We start from the raw sequence: 19024 nt of genomic DNA on the forward strand, positions 1-19024 counted from the left end.
CCCAATCCGCGCCTATAAAGCCGTGAGCAGCTGAAGCAGAGATCGAGAGATGGCCGGCCATTCGCAATTTAAGAACATCATGTATCGCAAGGGTGCGCAGGATGCAAAGCGCGCCAAGATCTTCTCGAAGCACTCCCGCGAGATCACGGTGGCGGCGAAGGCTGGAGGACCGGATCCCGCGAGCAATGCCCGGCTGAGGCTGGCCATTCAGAATGCGCGCGCCGAGAACATGCCGAAGGACAATATCGAGCGCGCCATCAAGAAGGCGAGCGGCGGTGAGGCGGACAATTACGAAGAGATCCGCTACGAAGGTTATGGACCCGGCGGGGTTGCGGTCATTGTCGAGGCCCTCACCGACAATCGCAACCGCACTGCCAGCACGGTTCGCTCCTATTTCACCAAATTCGGCGGTAATCTTGGTGAAACGGGCTCGGTCTCCTTCATGTTCAACCGCGTCGGGCAGATCAAGTACAAGCCCGAGGCCGGCGATGCCGAGACGGTGCTCGAAGCGGCCATAGATGCAGGTGCCGAGGACGTCCAATCCGATGAAAGCGGTCACCTCATCACCTGCGCCTTTGAGGATCTGAGCGAGGTCTCCGCCAACCTGCAGGAGCGCCTGGGTGAGGCCGATACGGTCCGTGCGCTCTGGCTGCCGCAAACCATGGCGCCCGTCGATGAGGAGCGTGCCCAGAGCATGCTGAAGCTGATCTCCGCCCTCGAAGATGATGATGACGTGCAGAATGTCTATTCGAACTTCGAGGTCAGCGATGAGGTTATGGCCAAGCTGACGGCGGCGTGACACCGCATTCCTATCCGGTTCCCTGACCGGCTATTTCGCCGCGATTGCCGTTGCAGCGCCAGCCATCAGACCTGCGCTGCATCGGTTCACCACACGCATGGCCCTGGGATTGCGCAGAAACAGCCGCGCCCGCGCCGCAAGCGCGACCCAGGAGAGATCGATGGCGATGAGCACCACCATCATGGTTGCGGTGAGCTCCGCCCAGCCGAGCATATTCAGGTTTTTGAGATCGATGATGGTCGGCAGCAGCGCCATATAGAACATCATGATCTTGGGATTTCCCAGCGTGACCGCCATGCCGGCCGCGAACAGTTTGAGCGCGGATCCACGCTCCGGCACCGTTCCCTGCTCCACGTCCGCCGGTGCTTTCCACATCTTCCAGGCGAGAAACATCAGATAGAGCACGCCGGCCCATTTGATGCCCAGGAAGATCATATGAAACGACTGGGCAATGGCGGACAGGCCCCATACGGCCAATGACAGCCAGATCGCCTCGCCAACCCACATGGCCGCAAGGAATGGCAGGACATCGCGCGGCCCACGGGTAAGAACCCTGGCCACGAGTGCTGCTATGCTTGGACCGGGCGATCCTGCTGCGACCACCAGCGCGCCGGCAAAGATCAGCAGAGCGGTTAAATCCATGACGTCGCGCCTCGGCCCTATCAACTACCTGACCACGACTCTCATCTGAGTGCCTGAACGAGGTCAAGGCCGAACAGAGTTCTCCAGTCCCTGAGGTTCTGCTTTGGTTCCGCTCAGGCTTTGCGTTATTGATCCTGCATGGCGCAGTTGGCGATTCGCATTATTGGCATTGATCCTGGCTTGCGGCGGACCGGGTGGGGTGTCATCGAGCAATCCGGCAGCCGGCTCGTCCACATTGCTCATGGCACCGTGAAAGTCGACGATCAGCGCCCGCTCGCCGGGCGCCTACTCGACCTCCATGCCAAGCTCAGCCTCATCGTCCAGGAGTGGCGACCCCATGAGGCCGCGGTGGAGGAGACTTTCGTCAACAAGGACGCGCGCGCGACACTGAAGCTAGGTCATGCGCGCGCCGTGTGCCTGCTGGTTCCGGCATCCGCCGGGCTCACCGTCGCGGAATACGCGCCGAATGCCGTGAAGAAATCCATCGTCGGCACTGGACATGCAGAAAAGGTTCAGGTCCATGAAATGGTCCAGCTCCTGCTCTCGCGCTGCAAGGTGACCGGCAGCGACGCCGCCGACGCATTGGCGGTGGCGATCACCCATGCGCATCACCGCACCGGGGCTGCCGGGCGGGCATTGGCGGCGGCACGTCTGTGAGGGGCGACGGGTCATGATTGGCAAGCTCAAGGGGATCGTCGACAGCTTCGGCGAGGATTGGGTCATCATCGATGTCCATGGCGTCGGCTACCAGGTCAGCTGCTCCGCCAAGACCTTGTCTGCTTTGCCCCGCCCCGGCGAGGCCGTTGCGCTCGCCATCGAGACACATGTTCGCGAGGATCAGATCCGGCTGTTCGGGTTTACCAGTGGCACCGAGCGCGAATGGTTCAGGCTCCTGCAATCCGTCCAGGGCGTGGGGACGAGGGTTGCTCTGGCGCTCCTCTCTACCTTGAGCGCCACCGAACTGGCCAATGCCATTGCTATGCAGGATAAGGCCTCGATCGCACGCGCTCCTGGCATAGGACCGAAGGTCGCGCAGCGCATTGTCACCGAGCTGCGAGACAAGGCGCCGGCCTTGCAATTGGCTGATCCGGGCCTGACACGGCTGCAGGCGACCGCCGAAGCCGCTGTGGCCGGTGGTGCTCCGCTCAGCGAAGCTGTTTCGGCACTGGTCAATCTGGGCTATGCCCAGGTGCAGGCCGGCCAGGCAGTCGCCTCGGCCGTGGCCAAACTTGGCGAGGAGGCCAAGACTGAGCAGCTGATCCGCGCTGCGCTTCGGGAGCTCGCCTCATGAATGCACGTCTGATGGACCGCGGCGAGCGCGACGAGGATAAGGGCGATACCACACTGCGCCCGCTGAAGCTCGAGGACTTTGTCGGCCAAAGCCGGGCAAAGGCCAATCTCCGCGTGTTTATCGAAGCCGCACGCAGCCGTGGTGAAGCCCTCGACCATGTCTTGTTCGCCGGACCGCCCGGCCTGGGCAAGACGACACTCGCCCAGATCGTGGCTCGCGAGCTTGGCGTGAACTTCCGCGCGACATCAGGTCCCGTCATCGCCAAGGCCGGAGACCTCGCAGCCCTGCTCACCAATCTGGAAGACCGCGACGTTCTCTTCATCGACGAGATCCACCGCCTCAACCCGGCGGTTGAGGAGATCCTCTATCCCGCCATGGAGGATTTCCAGCTGGACCTCATTATCGGCGAAGGCCCCGCCGCACGCTCGGTCCGTATCGATCTCGCGCGGTTCACCCTGGTCGGCGCCACCACCCGATCAGGGCTGTTGACCACCCCGTTGCGCGACCGCTTCGGCATACCCATTCGGCTTGACTTCTATACCGAGGATGAGCTGCTCGGCATCGTTCGTCGCGGTGCGGGTGTGCTTGGTGTCGCCATGAGCGATAGCGGCGCGCGCGAAATCGCTCGCCGGTCCCGGGGAACACCTCGCATCGCCGGCCGCCTGCTCAGACGGGTGAGGGACTTCGCCAATGTGGCGGGCATCGAGCGGATCGATGCTAAGGCGGCCGATGAGGCCCTGCAGATGCTGGAAGTCGACAAGCGTGGCCTCGACATGTTGGATCGCCGTTATCTCGAATGCATCGCCATCAATTTCGGCGGTGGACCTGTCGGCATCGAGACCGTGGCCGCGTCCCTCAGCGAGCCCCGGGACGCAATTGAAGAGATCATAGAACCCTTCCTCATCCAGCAGGGTTTCGTCAACCGGACCCCCCGTGGCCGTGTGCTCACGCAGCAGGCCTTTGCCCATCTCGGGCTTGCGGTGCCGGGACGGTTCTCAACTGTTCAATCCGAGCTGTTCGGAGACGAGGATGAGCCGATCTAAGCCCGCCACCGAGCGCTGGCCGGATCTTGCCGGTCATCTCGACGGCACCGGTCACCGCCTGCCTGTGCGGATCTATTATGAGGACACGGATTTTTCCGGCTTCGTCTATCATGCGAATTATTTGAAGTTCTGCGAGCGGGCCCGCTCCGACTGGCTGCGCCTCTTGGGCCTTCATCACCATGAATTGATGCGCGCAGGAGACGCCAGCTCCGGCATGGCGCTCGGCTTCGCCGTACGCAGGCTGCAAGCTGATTTCTTCAGGCCTGCCATCATCGACGACGTGCTCGAAGTCTTGACCGTTGCCACCGCAATGTCGGGCGCGCGTCTGGAGCTCGAGCAGACGATCTACCGCGGCGATGAGCGGCTGTTCGAACTGCAGGTCACCGTGGCCATCGTGGACGGCAACGGCCGGCCTCGTCGGTTGCCTCCCGATCTCTCCTCGAGGATCGCACCGCGCATTGCCCGCCAAGAGCAGCCAAAGTAAATCGGTTGTTAACCCTAACGTGGTTTTGTGACACAACCGAGCACCGCGCCGGACCAAGGCGTTGCACTTGGGGCGGGGGATCGGGCCGGAGTTCTTTGTGCGCCGCAGTTTGGACAAACTTGAAGGGCTTGGTGAATTAACCATGCCTATAGGGGTCGGCCCGGGCTTGAGGCATGCGTTCCGGTTGCAATCCGAGGAAGTGAATGGAAGTGGAGCTGGCTCAAGGCGCTGCACAGCAGGCGGATTACTCGCTGCTGTCTCTGTTTTTGCAAGCGCATATTGTCGTGAAGATTGTCATGTTGGGTCTGATCGCCGCTTCGATCTGGACCTGGGCTATCGTCTTCGAGAAATACGCGTTGATCGCGCGCACAAAGCGCGCCACGGACCGTTTCGAGCAGATGTTCTGGTCGGGGCAGTCTCTCGAAGACCTCTATTTGACCTTAGGGCCGCGCACCAATCATGGCATGGCCGCGCTGTTCATGGCTGCGATGCGCGAATGGAAGCGCAGCCAGGAAAGTGCGATCCGCGCGGGCTTCCAAGGCGTTCAGAAGCGCATCGAAAAGGTGATGGACGTCCAGCTCCAGAAGGAGATGTCCAGGCTGGAGAGCCGTTTGCTGTTTCTCGCCACTGTGGGCTCGACCGCGCCCTTTATCGGCCTGTTTGGCACCGTTTGGGGCATCATGAGCTCGTTCCAGGCGATTGCCTCGAGCAAGAACACCAATCTGGCTGTTGTTGCTCCGGGCATCGCGGAAGCGCTTTTTGCCACTGCAATCGGCCTGATCGCCGCGATTCCAGCGGTGATCTTCTATAATAAGCTCAGCAACGACATGGGCAAGATCGGACTGCGGTTGGAAAACTTCGCGGACGAATTCTCGGCGATCATCTCGCGGCAGCTCGACGAGCGCAGCTGATCGCAGGTCGATTTCACCGAAGGGGTATCGAGCATGGGCGCAGGCATTCAGATGAACAATGGCGGCCTTCGGCGCAATGGCCGCCGCAGGCGCTCTTCGCACGCGCCGATGAGCGAAATCAACGTGACGCCGCTGGTCGACGTCATGCTCGTGCTGCTGATCATCTTCATGGTGGCGGCTCCGCTCTTGACCGTTGGCGTTCCCGTCGAGTTGCCGGAAAGTAGCGGCAATCCTCTCGAAGGTGACAAAGAGCCTCTGACTGTATCGATCAATGCTGAGGGCAAGATCTTTCTGCAGGACACCGAGATTACCCTCGACACACTGGTGCCGAAATTGGAGGCCATAACCAACCAGGGCTACGACGAGCGGATCTATGTCCGGGGCGATAAGAACGTTGACTATGGAACTGTGGCGCGGGTGATGGGATCACTGAGCGCTGCCGGGTTCAAGCGCATCGGCCTCGTCAACGAGCCGGAGAATGAGAGCTGACGAAAGCGATGCGCTGGAGCGTCACCACATCCTTTATTCTCCACGTCGCCATCATGTTGGCATGCGTGATCGCTTTGCCGACGACGAAGAGTTTGGAGGAGGCGATGCCTCCGGCCGTTCCGGTCGAGCTCATCACCTTGAGTGAGGTCTCGAAGCGCCAGGCGGTCAGCAAGGATGCGCCGGAGAAGCCTGCCGAAAAGATCGCGCCGCCCAAGCCGAAGGAAGAGGTGCAGAAGGCAAAGCCCAAGCCGGAGCCTGCGCCAAAGCCGACCGAAGCCGTCAAGGCGCCGGCACCTGAGCCTCAGCCCGAGCCCAAGCCAGTGAAGCAAGCCGAGGCGGAAGCACCGCCCAAGCCGGCCGAACCCGAGCCCGCGCCTCCTGCGGTCTCTCCGGAGCCTGAGCCCGTGCCCGAGAAGGCGCCGGACAAGAAGGCGGAAGCGCAGCCCAAGCCAAAGCCGAAGGTCAAGCCGAAGCCGCCGGCACCTAAGGTGGTCGAGAAGAAGAAACCCGAGCGCGAGTTCAACCCGGACGACATCGCGGCCCTCCTGAACAAGATCCCCGATGAGGCGAGCGCGGCGCAAGACACACCGATTGAGACCGGCACGCCGCTCCGCGCAGAGCGGACCAGCATGATCGGCACCGATAACGCCATCACGGCCGATGAGCGCGAATGGCTGCGAAGTCAGATCCAGCGCTGTTGGAATCCGCCGACCGGCGTGATGGATGCCCCCAATCTGTTGGTCAAGCTGAGGATCGCCTTCAACGTCGATGGGTCGGTCGTTGGGCAGCCCGAGGTGACCAATAGCAGCAGTTCACCCTTGTTCCAGGTGGCGGCCGATGCGGCTGTCCGCGCGGTCCTGCGCTGCCAGCCCTATCAAATGCCTCCGGAGAAATACGACAGCTGGCGGGATGTCATTCTCAATTTCGATCCGAGCCATATGTTCCCGAGCTGATCCTAAGAAGAGCGAAGAGATGCCCCACAATAAGAGCGACATGCTCAGGAAAGCGGCTGCCATTTTGCTGGCCATTTTTCTCGCCCCGGCAACCATTATGCTGGTCACGGCGCCGGCTCACGCCGTCCTCGAGCTTGATATTACCCAAGGTCAGCCGCAGCCACTCCCGATTGCGCTGCCGAGCTTCGTCGGCGCGACGCCGGATGCGCAGAAATACGGTGCCGATATCGCCCAGGTGGTCACCGCGGATCTGGAGCGTTCGGCGCTGTTCAGATCCATCCCCCAGTCGGCCTTTATCGAACAGATCAGCAATTTCGATCAGCCGCCCCGCTTCGGCGATTGGCGCATCATCCAGGCCCAGGCGCTGGTGACCGGCCGGAGCACCGTCTTGCCGGATGGCCGATTGCAGGCGGAGTTTCGCCTGTGGGACGTGTTTGCCCAACAGCAAATGCTCGGCCTGCAATTCGTCACGACACCGCGCAATTGGCGGCGCATCGGTCATATGATCGCGGACGCGATCTATGAGCGCCTGACCGGCGAAAAGGGCTATTTCGACAGCCGTGTCGTCTTCGTCGATGAGAGCGGGCGCAAGGACCGGCGTGTGAAGAAGCTGGCGATCATGGATCAGGATGGCGCCAATCTGCGCTATCTGACGGACGGGAATGATCTGGTGCTGACCCCGCGCTTCAGTCCCAACGCGCAGGAGATCACCTATGTCTCCTATGCCGGCGGGCAGCCCAGGGTCTACCTCCTGAACATCGAGACCAATCAGCGTGAGATCGTCGGCGTTTTCCCGAACATGGCCTTCGCGCCGCGCTTCTCGCCCGACGGGCAGCGCATCGTGCTGAGCCTGCAGGAGGGCGGCAATTCGCACATCTATGCGATGGATCTGCGCAGCAAGCAGGTGCAGCAGATCACCAACACCAACGCGATCGATACTGGCCCGAGCTATTCCCCGGATGGCAGCCAGATCGTGTTCGAATCCGATCGCGAGGGCACCCAGCAGATCTACGTCATGAATGCGGATGGTTCGGGCCAGCGCCGCATCAGTTTCGGACAGGGCCGCTATTCGACCCCGGTCTGGTCCCCGCGGGGTGATTTGATCGCCTTCACCAAGCAGATGAGTGGTAAATTTTTGATTGGAGTGATGCGTCCGGATGGCTCCGGTGAGAGAATATTAACCGAAGGATACCACAATGAAGGTCCGACATGGGCACCGAACGGACGCGTGCTGATGTTCTTCCGCGAAAGCCAGGGGGAGGGCGGTGGGCCCAAGATCTGGACCGTGGATTTGACCGGATATAACGAGCTGCAACTCCAGACGCCGAGCTTCGCGTCCGATCCTGCATGGTCGCCCTTGCTGAAGTGAGCTGGGGACAGTATTAACCATACTCTTCGCAGCCGGGGCGGTTCGAATCGCCCCGTCGCGCGGTGGGCAGCTTGCGTTCGGGGAAGCGGGATCTGCCGCGTTAGCGAGGGAAAGCGACCGGGTCGCTGCAAGGCGGGTCTGTCGGAGATCGAGCGGGCGCTGGGGAAATCTGCAGTTTGACGGACACATTGGGTAGGAACTGAGTCATGATGCGTTTGATCGCAGCCTCCAAGGTCGCAGTGGTGGGCATAGCATTGCTGGCCCTCGCGGCATGCTCGAGCAAGAGCAACAATCCGACGGATCCGTCGGCGGCCATGGCGGGGCAGGCTGTACCGGGATCTGAGCGGGATTTTGCCCTGAATGTGGGCGATCGAATCTTCTTTCCCAATGACGTGAGCTCGCTCAGTCAGGAGAATATGGAGACCCTGCGTCGCCAGGCTCAATGGCTGAAGCTTTATCCCAACGTGACGGTCCAGATCGAAGGCCATGCCGACGAGCGCGGCACCCGGGAATACAACCTCGCACTCTCCGCCCGTCGCGCCCAGAACGTGCGTGACTTCATTGTGGCCCAGGGCATTGCGCCGAATCGCGTCTCGACCATCTCCTATGGCAAGGAGCGTCCGGTGGCCCTCTGCGACGCCGAGGCATGCTGGTCCCAGAACCGTCGCGCGGTGACAGTCATTATGTCGGGCGCTGTTTCCGGCTGATCCCGCATCGCGCGGAAGTGAGCATTTCGTAGACTGAGTGGGGCAAGGTGGCAAAAGCGCCAGCCTGCCTCATTTTGTCCGCCTTTTCAGAGAACTGTCCGGATCTTGTGGCGGCATATCCGTCGCGTTAACTTGGAGCACCTCGCATCCACGGGAGATCATGGTGACGGTTTCGGCATTCGACTGGCGCTTGCGCGCTCTTCCGGCGGCAGTGCTGTTTGGCTGGATTGCCATTTCGGCGGCACCTGCCGCGGCTCAGTCGTATGACGCGGCTGCAGTCGCGAATCTCAATCTGCAAATGGGCCAGCTCCAGGAGCAGATGCGCCAGCTCGCCGGGCAGGTTCAGGAGACCAGCCACCAGATTCAGGTCTTGCAAGACCAGCTGCGGCGGATGCAGGAGGATTCCGAGTACCGTTTGCAGCAGCTCGAGAAGGGGACAGGCCGCTCCGGCAGCACGCAGCAGCCGGGCGCAACCCGCTCGGCCTCGAACCGCCCCGCCGGCAACGAGCTCACGACCGGCAGTGTGGGAACGACAGTCCCGCGCCAGGGCCAGCCCATGCAGCTTGCACCGGCCTATAGTGACGCAAGTCTTGAGCAACTAGCATCATCTGTCGCCCAGGACCCGAGCCTCGATCCGGGACGGACCCGCGTTGCAGGCCCTGGTATGGCCTATGGTGGCGGCAGTGCGCAGCGGGCGCCGGGCCCGCAGGTCCTCGGGACAGTTCCAGCTGACCCGACCGAATCACGTGCCGGAACGGTCGCTGGCAGCAATGGCGATGCCAGCTATGGCGGCGCTGGCAGTTATGGCGGCGGCGGACCTGTGAACCTCACCACTGGCCTGCAAAGCCAGGGCCCCGCGGCCTATAGCCAGTCGCAATATGGCCAAGGTGGCGGGAGCCTCGTGCCGGAACCTGTGCAGCGGGTCGAGCTGAACGACGGCGGCCTCGCGCCGCCGATTGCTCAGGACCAGCAGTCAGTCGGCCAGCCGGCGGCAGCCTCAACGGCCTCCGGAACCCAGACGGCCGCCCTGACCACCACGGGCGGCGGTCCGGATAAGCTTTACGAGCAGGCTTATGAGAGCTATGCCAGCAAACGCTATGGCGAGGCGGAGCAGGCCTTTAAGAGCTTCCTTGCGCAATATGGCAGCAACGAGCTGGCGGGGAATGCGCAGTACTGGCTCGGCGAGACCTATCTGGCGCAGGGCGATTATAAGAACGCCGCAAACGAGTTTCTGAAGGGATATCAGAACTATAAGAAAGGGCGGAAGGCGCCGGATAGCCTGATCGGTCTCGCGACCACCTTGAGCAAGCTCGGCCAGAAGGATCAGGCCTGTGCCGCATTTGATCAGGTCAGCCGAGCGTTTCCGAGCGCCAAGGAAGCCATCAGACGTGCGACGCGGGAGAGCAAAAAGGCCGGATGCGTCTGAGACACCTCCAAGTCTGTTGACGCCCGCCAAACTTGCCTCTCGGTTCGCGGCATGGGCGGGGTTGCGCCATATCGCGCTTGCCGTTTCAGGCGGGGCGGACAGCACGGCCCTCATGTATATGGTCGCCGCATGGAAGGCCGCCCATTCCCATGCCGGCCCAGTGGTCACTGTTCTGACCGTCGATCACCGCCTGCGGAAAAGCGCCGCGGATGAAGCCCGACAGGTGGCCAGCCAAGCACATGCGCTGGGCTTTGATCATCACATTCTTGTCTGGCGCGGCACCAAGCCCAAAACCGGCATCCAAGCCGCGGCGCGGGCCGCCCGCTACGAACTGCTGGCCGACTGGTGCAGGGCCAATGCAGCCGATTGTCTGGCCACCGCCCATACCCGCGATGATCAGGCAGAGACCGTGCTGATGCGCCTCGCCCATGGCAGCGGTCTCGACGGCCTGACGGGAATGGCAGCCAGCAGCGACATCGATGGCGTGCCCCTGCTGCGCCCGCTGCTCGACCTTTCGCGCGAGGCGTTGCGCGAGATGCTGACGTCGCAGAACCTTCCGTTCGCCGATGATCCCAGCAATGCCGATGAGAGGTTCGAACGGGTCCGCATCCGCCAGAAGCGCGACGCGCTCGCCGAGATCGGGCTGGACGCCGAAGCCGTCACCCGCACCGCCGGCCGTTTGCGCGATGCAGCTGACGCGCTCGATCACATCACCGACCAGATCGTTGCGCGCACCTGCGAGCGGCATGCCGGCGGGTTCGCGCTGATCGATCGCGAGCCCCTCCGCGACATTCCGCGCGAGATCCTGCGCCGGGTGCTCGCCCGTGCCGTGAGGGCGATTGGGGGACACGCCTATCCCTTGCGTTATGAAAAGCTCGTCGAAATCGCCGATCTCTTGCAGCGTGATGATCACCTCAGCCGGACGGTGGGCGGCTGCAGGCTTGTCACCCGGCGCCAGAGATTATGCGTCGCCCGCGAATGGGGGCGCATGGATCAGAGCTGGCATCCGCTCGTCGGCGGGATGATCTGGGATGACCGTCTCAGGATCCAGGCATCCGAACCGGACGAGCTCACGACGATCGGCCCGCTTGGCGAGGAAGAGTGGCCACGTCTGCGGGCGGCTAATCCTGAATGGTCGCGCATTCCGGCCTTCATTGCGCGCACCCTTCCGGCACTTCGCCATAAGGGCGAGCTTGCCGCTGTCCCCTACCTGCGGCATTCGCGCGGGGGGCCAACAGTATCACTGGAATTTAAGAATAAGGATCTGGCAATGGCCAGGCCGGTTGACTACTTTGCCGGGGAACAAATTTAGCAGCTGGAACTTTGTCTAAAGCGTAGCGGAGAGTGGCGCTTGGCAAAGCGTCAGGCTGTTCCTATGTTAGGTCGGAGCTGTCCGGGAGACCGAACGATGCTTGCGGCTGTTCGGTTGGACCGACCTTGGCGAGGTATCCGTGAACAATTTTCGAAATTTCGCTGTCTGGGTCATCATAGCCCTGTTGCTGTTTGCCTTGTTCCAGCTTTTTCAGGCCCCGGGACAGCGCTCAGCGTCCACGGACGTACCCTATTCTCAGCTGCTGAATGATGTCGATGCCGGCAAGGTCCGTGAGGTCCAGATCGCAGGCGATACCATCATCAGCACCTATACGGATGGGCGAACCCACACCACTCAGGCCCCGAACGATCCGAACCTGATCTCGGAACTGCGCAAGCAGAACGTGGGCATCAGCGTCAAGGCTCCGGCCGATGACAGCTTCCTGCTGAATGTCTTCATCTCCTGGTTTCCGATCCTGCTGATGATTGCCGTCTGGGTGTTCTTTATGCGCCAGATGCAATCCGGCGGCGGCAAGGCCATGGGCTTTGGCAAGTCGAAGGCGAAGCTTCTGACCGAACGTCATGGCCGCATCACCTTCGATGATGTTGCCGGTGTGGATGAGGCCAAGGAGGATCTCGAGGAGATCGTTGAGTTCCTCAAGGACCCGCACAAGTTCCAGCGTCTCGGCGGCCGTATCCCGAAGGGCGCCTTGCTGGTCGGCCCGCCCGGAACTGGTAAGACGCTGCTCGCCCGTGCCATTGCAGGCGAGGCCAATGTGCCCTTTTTCACCATTTCCGGCTCGGATTTCGTCGAGATGTTCGTGGGCGTCGGTGCCTCCCGCGTCCGCGACATGTTCGAGCAGGCGAAAAAGAACGCGCCCTGCATCATCTTCATAGACGAAATCGATGCGGTTGGCCGGCATCGCGGCGCCGGTCTCGGCGGCGGCAATGACGAGCGTGAGCAGACCCTCAACCAGCTGCTGGTCGAGATGGATGGCTTTGAGGCCAATGAGGGCGTGATCCTGATCGCCGCCACCAACCGCCCGGACGTGCTCGACCCGGCACTCCTGCGCCCTGGCCGTTTCGACCGCCAGATCGTCGTGCCGCGGCCGGATATTGTCGGCCGTGAGAAGATCCTGAAAGTGCATATGCGCAATGTGCCCCTGGCACCGGATGTGGATGCCAAGACCATTGCGCGCGGCACGCCTGGCTTCTCCGGTGCCGATCTCGCGAATCTCGTTAATGAGGCCGCCCTCATGGCCGCTCGTCGCGGCAAGCGGTTGGTCACTCAGCTTGAATTCGAGGACGCCAAGGACAAGGTGCTCATGGGCGCCGAGCGCCGCTCGATGATGATGAGCGAGGAGGAGAAGAAACTCACCGCTTATCATGAAGGCGGTCACGCTCTGGTGGCGATGAACCTCGACGCCTCGGACCCCGTGCACAAGGCCACCATCATCCCACGTGGCCGCGCGCTCGGCATGGTGATGCGCCTGCCCGAACGGGATCACCTCTCCGTGACCCGCAGCAAGTTCAAGGCGGATCTGGCTGTGGCCATGGGTGGACGTGTTGCCGAGGAGCTCATCTTTGGTCATGAGAAGGTCACCTCGGGCGCCTCTTCCGACATCAAGATGGCAACCCAGATGGCCCGCGCCATGGTCACGCAATACGGCATGAGCGAGCGCCTCGGCCCGCTGGCCTATGGTGACAATGAGGAAGAGGTCTTCCTCGGCCACTCCGTGGCACGCACACAGAACCTCTCCGAGGAGACCCAGCGCATCGTCGACGCAGAAATTTTCAAACTGGTTGACGAAGGCTATAAGCTGGCCAAGGACATCCTTGAGAAGAACATCGATCAGCTGCACACGATCGCCAATGGCCTGCTCGAATACGAGACCTTGTCCGGCGATGAGATCAGAAATCTCCTGAATGGCAAGCCTCCCGTGCGTGACACCAGCATCAAGGAGGATCCGCTGCCGCCGAAATCGGCCGTGCCTTCCGCCGGTACTGGTCGCCGCGGCGATGCGGGCGCTGCCTCGGGTGATTTCGAGCCGCAACCGCAAGCGTGAGGTTGCGGCAACGGTCTCGTTACACTTCTGAGTCTTAGTGATGGAGCTGGAATTCGTTTCCGGCTCCATCGCGTTTAGGGGCTCAAGGCTGACACGCTAAGGGGTGGGTAGTGCACTCGGTTTACATCAGACCGACCGGAATCCTGCACGGCATCGAAGCGGCTGCCGCTGTGGCAGATCGCGCCGCTCTCTGGCTGGCTGGCGGCCCCGCGGCCTTCTCGATGGTCGAGCTGATCGAACGCGCCGGTGCATCCCGCAACGCACAATTCATTCGGGCGAGCGATCTTGCTCAATCCGCTGAACCGGAGCTCAAGAACCGTTTAGACGCACTGACCCGCTCGCGGCCGGCGATCGCAGGCCTCGATTTCTCATGGCCCCTCGTCATGGGCATCGTGAACGTCACGCCGGACAGTTTCTCGGACGGTTCATTGCACGCCGAGGCGAATGCTGCTGTCGAGCATGCGCGCAAGCTGGTTGTGGCCGGAGCCGATATCCTTGACATTGGCGGCGAGTCGACCCGCCCCGGCGCCGAGGACGTGCCCGAGGAGGAGGAGATGAGGCGCGTCCTGCCCGTAATCGAGGGCTTGGGCGGTGTCGGGGTCCCGATCTCCATCGACACCCGCAAAGCCTCTGTGATGCGCGCGGCCCTCTCCGCCGGCGCCCACATCATCAATGATGTCTCTGCCCTCCAATACGATCCAAATGCGCTGGCCGCCGCCGCCCAGAGCGGAGCACCGGTTATTCTGATGCATGCAAAGGGTGATCCCAAGAGCATGCAGATCGACCCGCGCTATGATGATGTCGCCCTTGAGGTTTTCGATACCCTCGCTGCCCATCTCGCAACCGCCCAGGCAGCCGGAATTGATCGGGCGCGCCTGATCGCTGATCCTGGGATCGGCTTCGGCAAGACCCACGAGCACAATCTTGAGCTCATCGCCCAGCTCAGCTTGTTTCACGGGCTTGGCGTACCCGTTCTGCTGGGGGCCTCGCGCAAGGGCTTCATCGGCAAGATCACCGGTGAGGCCGAGGCGCGCCAGCGCGTGATGGGATCCGTCGCGGTCGCCATGGCGGGCGTACAACAAGCCATTCAGATCTTGCGGGTTCACGATGTTCGTGAAACCGTGCAGTCCATCGCGGTATGGCGTAGGATCGTCACTGCCAGCGCTGGCGCATAATTCCTCGCAGATCCAGCCCAAGGGGAACCAAGAAGATGCGCAAGTTTTTTGGAACGGACGGCATCAGGGGACAGGCCAATTCCTGGCCCATGGACGCGGAAACAGCCCTCAAGGTTGGCATGGCCGCAGGACGCCTGTTCATGCGCGCCGACAACAACCATCGTGTGGTGATCGGCAAGGATACGCGCCTGTCCGGCTACATGATCGAATCCGCGCTCGTTTCCGGGTTTCTCTCGGTTGGCATGAACGTCTTCCAGTTTGGGCCCTTGCCGACGCCTGCGGTGGCTATGCTCACCCGATCGCTGCGGGCCGATCTCGGGGTGATGATCTCCGCCTCGCACAATCCGTTTAGTGACAACGGCATCAAGCTGTTCGGACCCGACGGCTATAAGTTGACCGACGAGCAGGAGCACGAGATCGAGCGTCTAATCGAGGATGGCATCGGGGAGCCGGCTGCCTCCGACAAGCTCGGCCGCGCCAAGCGTATCGAGGACGCTCAGGCCCGCTATATCGAATTTGCCAAGCGCACATTCCCGAAGGATTTGCGGCTGGAAGGCCTGCGTGTGGTGGTCGATTGCGCCAATGGGGCCGCATACAAGGTCGCGCCCGCCGCGCTATGGGAATTGGGTGCGGAGGTCTTCCCCCTTGGGGTTGAGCCGAATGGCCTGAACATCAACGAGAAATGCGGCTCCACCGCGCCTGAGCGGCTATGCGAGCGGGTACGCGAATTGCGGGCCGATGTCGGCATAGCGCTGGACGGAGATGCAGACCGGGTGATCCTGGTGGACGAGAAGGGCCACATCATCGATGGCGACCAGGTGCTCGCGCTCATTGCCAGCAGCTGGTCTGCGGCCGGCCGGCTCGCCGGAGGCGGCGTGGTGGCAACCGTCATGTCGAATCTCGGCCTCGAGCGCTATCTTGGCCAGATGGGTCTGAACCTGGAGAGGACCAAGGTCGGCGATCGCTATGTCGTGGAGCGAATGCGGACTGGAGGCTTTAACATCGGTGGCGAACAATCCGGTCATATCGTGCTGAGCGATTTCACCACCACCGGCGATGGTCTCATCGCGGCTTTGCAGGTTTTAGGCGTGGTTGTGGCCAGCGGTCGTCCGGTCAGCGAGGTTTGTGCCTGCTTCCAGGCGGTGCCGCAGGTTTTGACCAGCGTGCGCTATACCGATGGCAACCCGCTTGAAACACATCTTGTGAAAAGCGCCATTGCCGAAGGCGAGCAGCGGCTGGGTTCCTCAGGCCGGCTGGTGATTCGCGCTTCGGGCACGGAACCAGTGATCCGCGTCATGGGCGAGGGGGATGATGAGCAACTCGTCCGCACTGTGGTGCGGGAAATTGCTGGAGCGGTGAAGGACAGCGCAGCGCGTGCCGCCGCGGCGGCCTGACCAACTACACCCTCCACAGCCCCCTTACGACAAACCCGCCTTCGCAAGAGGGCGGGTTTTCTGTTGCACAGATCTCCTGGGCTGGGAACGTTTCCATATGACACAATCGTTGAAGCATTCGTTAGGCTTAATTTCTTTTTAATCCTTATGGTTAATAACAGTGACACGTTGCTCAGTTGGGCAATAGCTCGTCGGCGGTTGAGTTGGATGGATCTGCTTGGCCCTGCTGCTCCGTCGAATGAGGTCTGTCTTTGACGTGTCGCGAGTCCGTCGTTGGCGGGCCGCTGTGATCATGGGGAATTTCGATGAAGATGGCGGCGAAGGTTTTGATCGGCGGGGGAATCCTCCTGGCTTCGGCATCAACTGCGGCGACCGCGGCGGATCTCCTGCCGCCTCCGCTGCCCGAACCCGTAGCAGAGGCGAGCTGCCTGTATTTCCGTGTGGATGGTGGTGCCAGCTTCCACGAGCGTCCCAATGTGTACAAAAATCACGGGGGCAAGAAGAACAAGGCTATTGGTGAGAAGCTGAAGGATTCCGGCTTCGTCGAGGGCGGTGTTGGCTGCCAGTTCACCCCCATGTTCCGGGCGGACATCGTGGGTGGCTATCGGTTCAACACGAAGATGGACAATAAGTATAACGATCTCGACGCGACGCTTTCCACCGGAACGATTTTTGCGAACGGCTATATCGATCTCGACTATTTCGGCTTCGTGAAGCCCTATGTGGGTGGCGGCGTCGGCGTTGCCTTTCACCATATCGGTGATGTGGACATGCCCATTCTGTCTGGATCGGGCTCGAGCACGGATTTCGCTTGGAACGTTCAGGCAGGTCTCGCCTTTGACGTGACCGAGAATATCGCACTTGACGTCGGCTATCGCTATGTCGATCTGGGCGATGCCAAGTCCGGCGGCAAGGATCCGTTCCATGTGGACAATATTACGGCCCATGAGGCGCGAGTGGGTATTCGCTTCAAGCTGAACTAAGCACCCCAAACCGAACGATCCGAAACAGCCCGCTACGCTCTGTGGCGGGCTGTTTGCGTTTGCGCAGCAGTTTTGCGGTTCGAGGAACACGAAACGCGCTAACGACTTCTTTACCAAGTCGGTAATTTCCCGCCTCTGTACCGCCGCCGGCTCCAGTTTAGCTCAGATTTTCGCCTTATTCGACCGATGGAATCCCCTATCCCCGACTGCCGCGTCCGCCTGAGCGTCTGGCCTGCTGGCGGCATGTTGTGTTGTTGCGCAAGCGCACTCTGGTGCGAAGGAGAGATTGTATTGATGAGGGTGAAATCAGCATTGCTGGGGATCAGCGCGCTGGGCCTACTCGCCGGCAATGTGCTGGCAGCCGATTTCGGATCGCCATATGTCCCGGCCGAACAGCCGATGCCCGAGCCGTATTATCAGGACAATAGCGGCTGGTATCTGCGAGGCGATCTCGGCTGGTCCTTTCTCGATTCCGAAATTGGCCGGAAGAATGACAGTGCCTTCACAGTCGGTGCAGGCGTCGGCTATCGTTTCAGCAACACGTTCCGCGGTGACGTGACGGTGGATTACTCCGGCATTTATGATGTCGGGTACCACAACAAGATCGATGCCTGGACTGTTCTCGCCAATGGCTATGTGGACATTCCCCTGAACGATATGGTCGTTCCCTATCTCGGCGCCGGGCTTGGCTATGGCTGGATCGATGGCAAGCACGGTTACAGCGAGGAGGGAGTTACGGCTGCCGCGATGGCGGGTATCGGATTCCAGGTCAGTCAGAACACTATGATCGATGTTGGCTATCGATTCCGCGATGCCTTCATCGATGGCTCGAATTTCTTCGACCACTCACTGCGCGCTGGCTTGCGTTACAGTTTCTAAGCGACGCCTACAGATCGCATCCGATTGGGGCGGCACATGGTGCCGCCTTTTTTTTGCAGCGGCCCTCGGCACCATGCTGCACCGGCGAGTGAGAACCCTTGTCGTTTCTCGGCCACATCGGACCACATTCAACCATTGAGGGTATATTTACTATTTTCGCAATCTTAGCATGTGTTAACTTTTGCCCCGTCACCTACGCGAAACGGGCTTCCGTCGATCGGAAGGAGAGGCAAGAATGAAGCAACTGAGAGTACTCGGGGCTGCTATGCTGCTCTGTGCCGCAAGTAATGTCGCGTTGGCGGCTGATCTTGTTCCGATCGAGCCGCCGCCTGTTGTCGAGCCGGCCGGAATCTATTTCCGCGGTCACCTCGGCTGGTCGTTCACCGACACTAAATATCATGGATACGCTCTCGATGAGAACGGTGATCCACAACGGGTCAACTACCGCGCTGATGATAACGCGTTCACCGTGGGCATAGGCTTTGGCTACTATGTCACTGACGGGTTTCGGGTCGATCTGACAGGCGATTATTCCGGCGCCTACAAGACACGTCACTTGCTGCAACTGGAGGTGCCCGCAGGTGGGGGACCTGGTCCGGTCGTTCCCCCCGAGAATGTGCGCCGGGAGAACATGAACGTTTGGACCCTGATGGGAAACGCCTATTACGAAGTTCCCTATTTCGACTTCGCTACTCCCTATGTTGGCGTTGGTGTGGGCTGGGGATGGATTGATAAAGTCCAAAACGACGATGGCTTCGCACTTGCGGCTCACGCGGGCGTAAGCTTTGCCGTGACCGAGAATCTATCCTTGGACATCGGCTATCGTTTTCGGGATATCATGATCGAGGGTCCGAACTTCACCGATCATTCGATTCTGGCCGGCTTCCGAATCGGGTTCTGACCGTAACCCAACCGGCTGAACCGCCGCAATATCGGCAGGTACCGTGGAGCAGCATGAGTTGAACGACGACACTCGTGCGCTTCATCGGCGCAAGCGTGCTCACTCACGTGCAATCGCGGCGTTCTCCACCCCATTCGCCGGCCGGACGCTGATGAGCTGTTGAGTGGCGGTCGAACGCGATCACTCAGCAGCCTCGCTCCA

The 19024-nt window shown here is 61.2% G+C and carries 19 protein-coding genes; 18 read left to right on the top strand and 1 reads right to left on the bottom strand.

Annotated features, from left to right (window positions below; translation table 11 throughout):
- The first annotated feature begins 49 nt into the window (after window positions 1–49).
- The gene (locus RCF49_RS16250; RefSeq protein WP_342640836.1) at window positions 50–799 is read left to right on the top strand and encodes a YebC/PmpR family DNA-binding transcriptional regulator; all 750 of its coding nucleotides are present in this window, start codon (window positions 50–52) and stop codon (window positions 797–799) included.
- Between the two features lie 30 nt (window positions 800–829).
- Here RCF49_RS16250 and RCF49_RS16255 read toward each other — a convergent pair whose 3' ends face one another.
- The gene (locus RCF49_RS16255) at window positions 830–1441 is read right to left on the bottom strand and encodes a LysE family translocator (RefSeq protein ID WP_342640837.1); all 612 of its coding nucleotides are present in this window, start codon (window positions 1439–1441) and stop codon (window positions 830–832) included.
- 138 nt (window positions 1442–1579) lie between these two features.
- Between RCF49_RS16255 and ruvC the strand changes: the two genes are divergently transcribed.
- The 17 genes from ruvC (at window position 1580) to RCF49_RS16340 (ending at window position 18823) form a co-directional block, all read left to right on the top strand.
- Entirely contained in the window at window positions 1580–2098 is a 519-nt protein-coding gene (ruvC, locus tag RCF49_RS16260; RefSeq protein ID WP_342640838.1) for a crossover junction endodeoxyribonuclease RuvC, read from the top strand.
- A gap of 13 nt (window positions 2099–2111) precedes the next feature.
- Window positions 2112–2732, top strand: a complete 621-nt coding sequence (ruvA, locus tag RCF49_RS16265) for a Holliday junction branch migration protein RuvA (RefSeq protein WP_342644220.1) — start codon at window positions 2112–2114, stop codon at window positions 2730–2732.
- Window positions 2729–3775, top strand: a complete 1047-nt coding sequence (gene ruvB / locus RCF49_RS16270; protein WP_342640839.1) for a Holliday junction branch migration DNA helicase RuvB — start codon at window positions 2729–2731, stop codon at window positions 3773–3775. The genes ruvA and ruvB overlap by 4 nt, the downstream gene beginning before the upstream one ends.
- Window positions 3762–4259 (top strand): tol-pal system-associated acyl-CoA thioesterase, encoded by a 498-nt coding sequence (gene ybgC, locus RCF49_RS16275; protein ID WP_342640840.1) that lies wholly within the window; start codon window positions 3762–3764, stop codon window positions 4257–4259. Before ruvB ends, ybgC begins: the two co-directional genes overlap by 14 nt.
- Window positions 4260–4462: 203 nt before the next feature.
- The gene (gene tolQ, locus RCF49_RS16280) at window positions 4463–5170 is read left to right on the top strand and encodes a protein TolQ (protein WP_342640841.1); all 708 of its coding nucleotides are present in this window, start codon (window positions 4463–4465) and stop codon (window positions 5168–5170) included.
- A gap of 33 nt (window positions 5171–5203) precedes the next feature.
- Entirely contained in the window at window positions 5204–5659 is a 456-nt protein-coding gene (gene tolR, locus RCF49_RS16285; protein WP_342640842.1) for a protein TolR, read from the top strand.
- Window positions 5660–5763: 104 nt separating this feature from the next.
- Complete coding sequence (locus tag RCF49_RS16290; RefSeq protein ID WP_342640843.1) at window positions 5764–6612, top strand: cell envelope biogenesis protein TolA; 849 nt, start codon at window positions 5764–5766, stop codon at window positions 6610–6612.
- 97 nt (window positions 6613–6709) lie between these two features.
- Window positions 6710–7981, top strand: a complete 1272-nt coding sequence (gene tolB, locus RCF49_RS16295) for a Tol-Pal system beta propeller repeat protein TolB (RefSeq protein ID WP_342644221.1) — start codon at window positions 6710–6712, stop codon at window positions 7979–7981.
- A gap of 209 nt (window positions 7982–8190) precedes the next feature.
- On the top strand, window positions 8191–8688 hold the full coding sequence (pal, locus tag RCF49_RS16300) for a peptidoglycan-associated lipoprotein Pal (protein WP_432807409.1): 498 nt from the start codon (window positions 8191–8193) through the stop codon (window positions 8686–8688).
- Between the two features lie 160 nt (window positions 8689–8848).
- The gene (gene ybgF, locus RCF49_RS16305; protein WP_342640845.1) at window positions 8849–10114 is read left to right on the top strand and encodes a tol-pal system protein YbgF; all 1266 of its coding nucleotides are present in this window, start codon (window positions 8849–8851) and stop codon (window positions 10112–10114) included.
- 16 nt (window positions 10115–10130) lie between these two features.
- The gene (gene tilS / locus RCF49_RS16310; protein WP_342640846.1) at window positions 10131–11426 is read left to right on the top strand and encodes a tRNA lysidine(34) synthetase TilS; all 1296 of its coding nucleotides are present in this window, start codon (window positions 10131–10133) and stop codon (window positions 11424–11426) included.
- Window positions 11427–11565: 139 nt separating this feature from the next.
- Complete coding sequence (gene ftsH, locus RCF49_RS16315; RefSeq protein ID WP_342640847.1) at window positions 11566–13491, top strand: ATP-dependent zinc metalloprotease FtsH; 1926 nt, start codon at window positions 11566–11568, stop codon at window positions 13489–13491.
- A gap of 110 nt (window positions 13492–13601) precedes the next feature.
- Window positions 13602–14666 carry a dihydropteroate synthase gene (gene folP / locus RCF49_RS16320; RefSeq protein WP_342640848.1) on the top strand — a complete coding sequence of 355 codons (1065 nt, stop codon included), beginning with the start codon at window positions 13602–13604 and terminating at the stop codon, window positions 14664–14666.
- 35 nt (window positions 14667–14701) lie between these two features.
- Window positions 14702–16060 (top strand): phosphoglucosamine mutase, encoded by a 1359-nt coding sequence (glmM, locus tag RCF49_RS16325; protein ID WP_342640849.1) that lies wholly within the window; start codon window positions 14702–14704, stop codon window positions 16058–16060.
- Window positions 16061–16365: 305 nt separating this feature from the next.
- Window positions 16366–17043, top strand: a complete 678-nt coding sequence (locus RCF49_RS16330) for an outer membrane protein (RefSeq protein ID WP_342640850.1) — start codon at window positions 16366–16368, stop codon at window positions 17041–17043.
- Between the two features lie 294 nt (window positions 17044–17337).
- Entirely contained in the window at window positions 17338–17922 is a 585-nt protein-coding gene (locus tag RCF49_RS16335; protein WP_342640851.1) for an outer membrane protein, read from the top strand.
- 235 nt (window positions 17923–18157) lie between these two features.
- A complete protein-coding gene (locus tag RCF49_RS16340; RefSeq protein WP_342640852.1) occupies window positions 18158–18823 on the top strand; it encodes an outer membrane protein in 666 nt (221 codons plus the stop codon).
- Window positions 18824–19024 lie beyond the last annotated feature (201 nt).

The organism is Rhodoligotrophos sp. CJ14, assembly GCF_038811545.1.
Classification (GTDB): domain Bacteria; phylum Pseudomonadota; class Alphaproteobacteria; order Rhizobiales; family Im1; genus Rhodoligotrophos; species Rhodoligotrophos ferricapiens.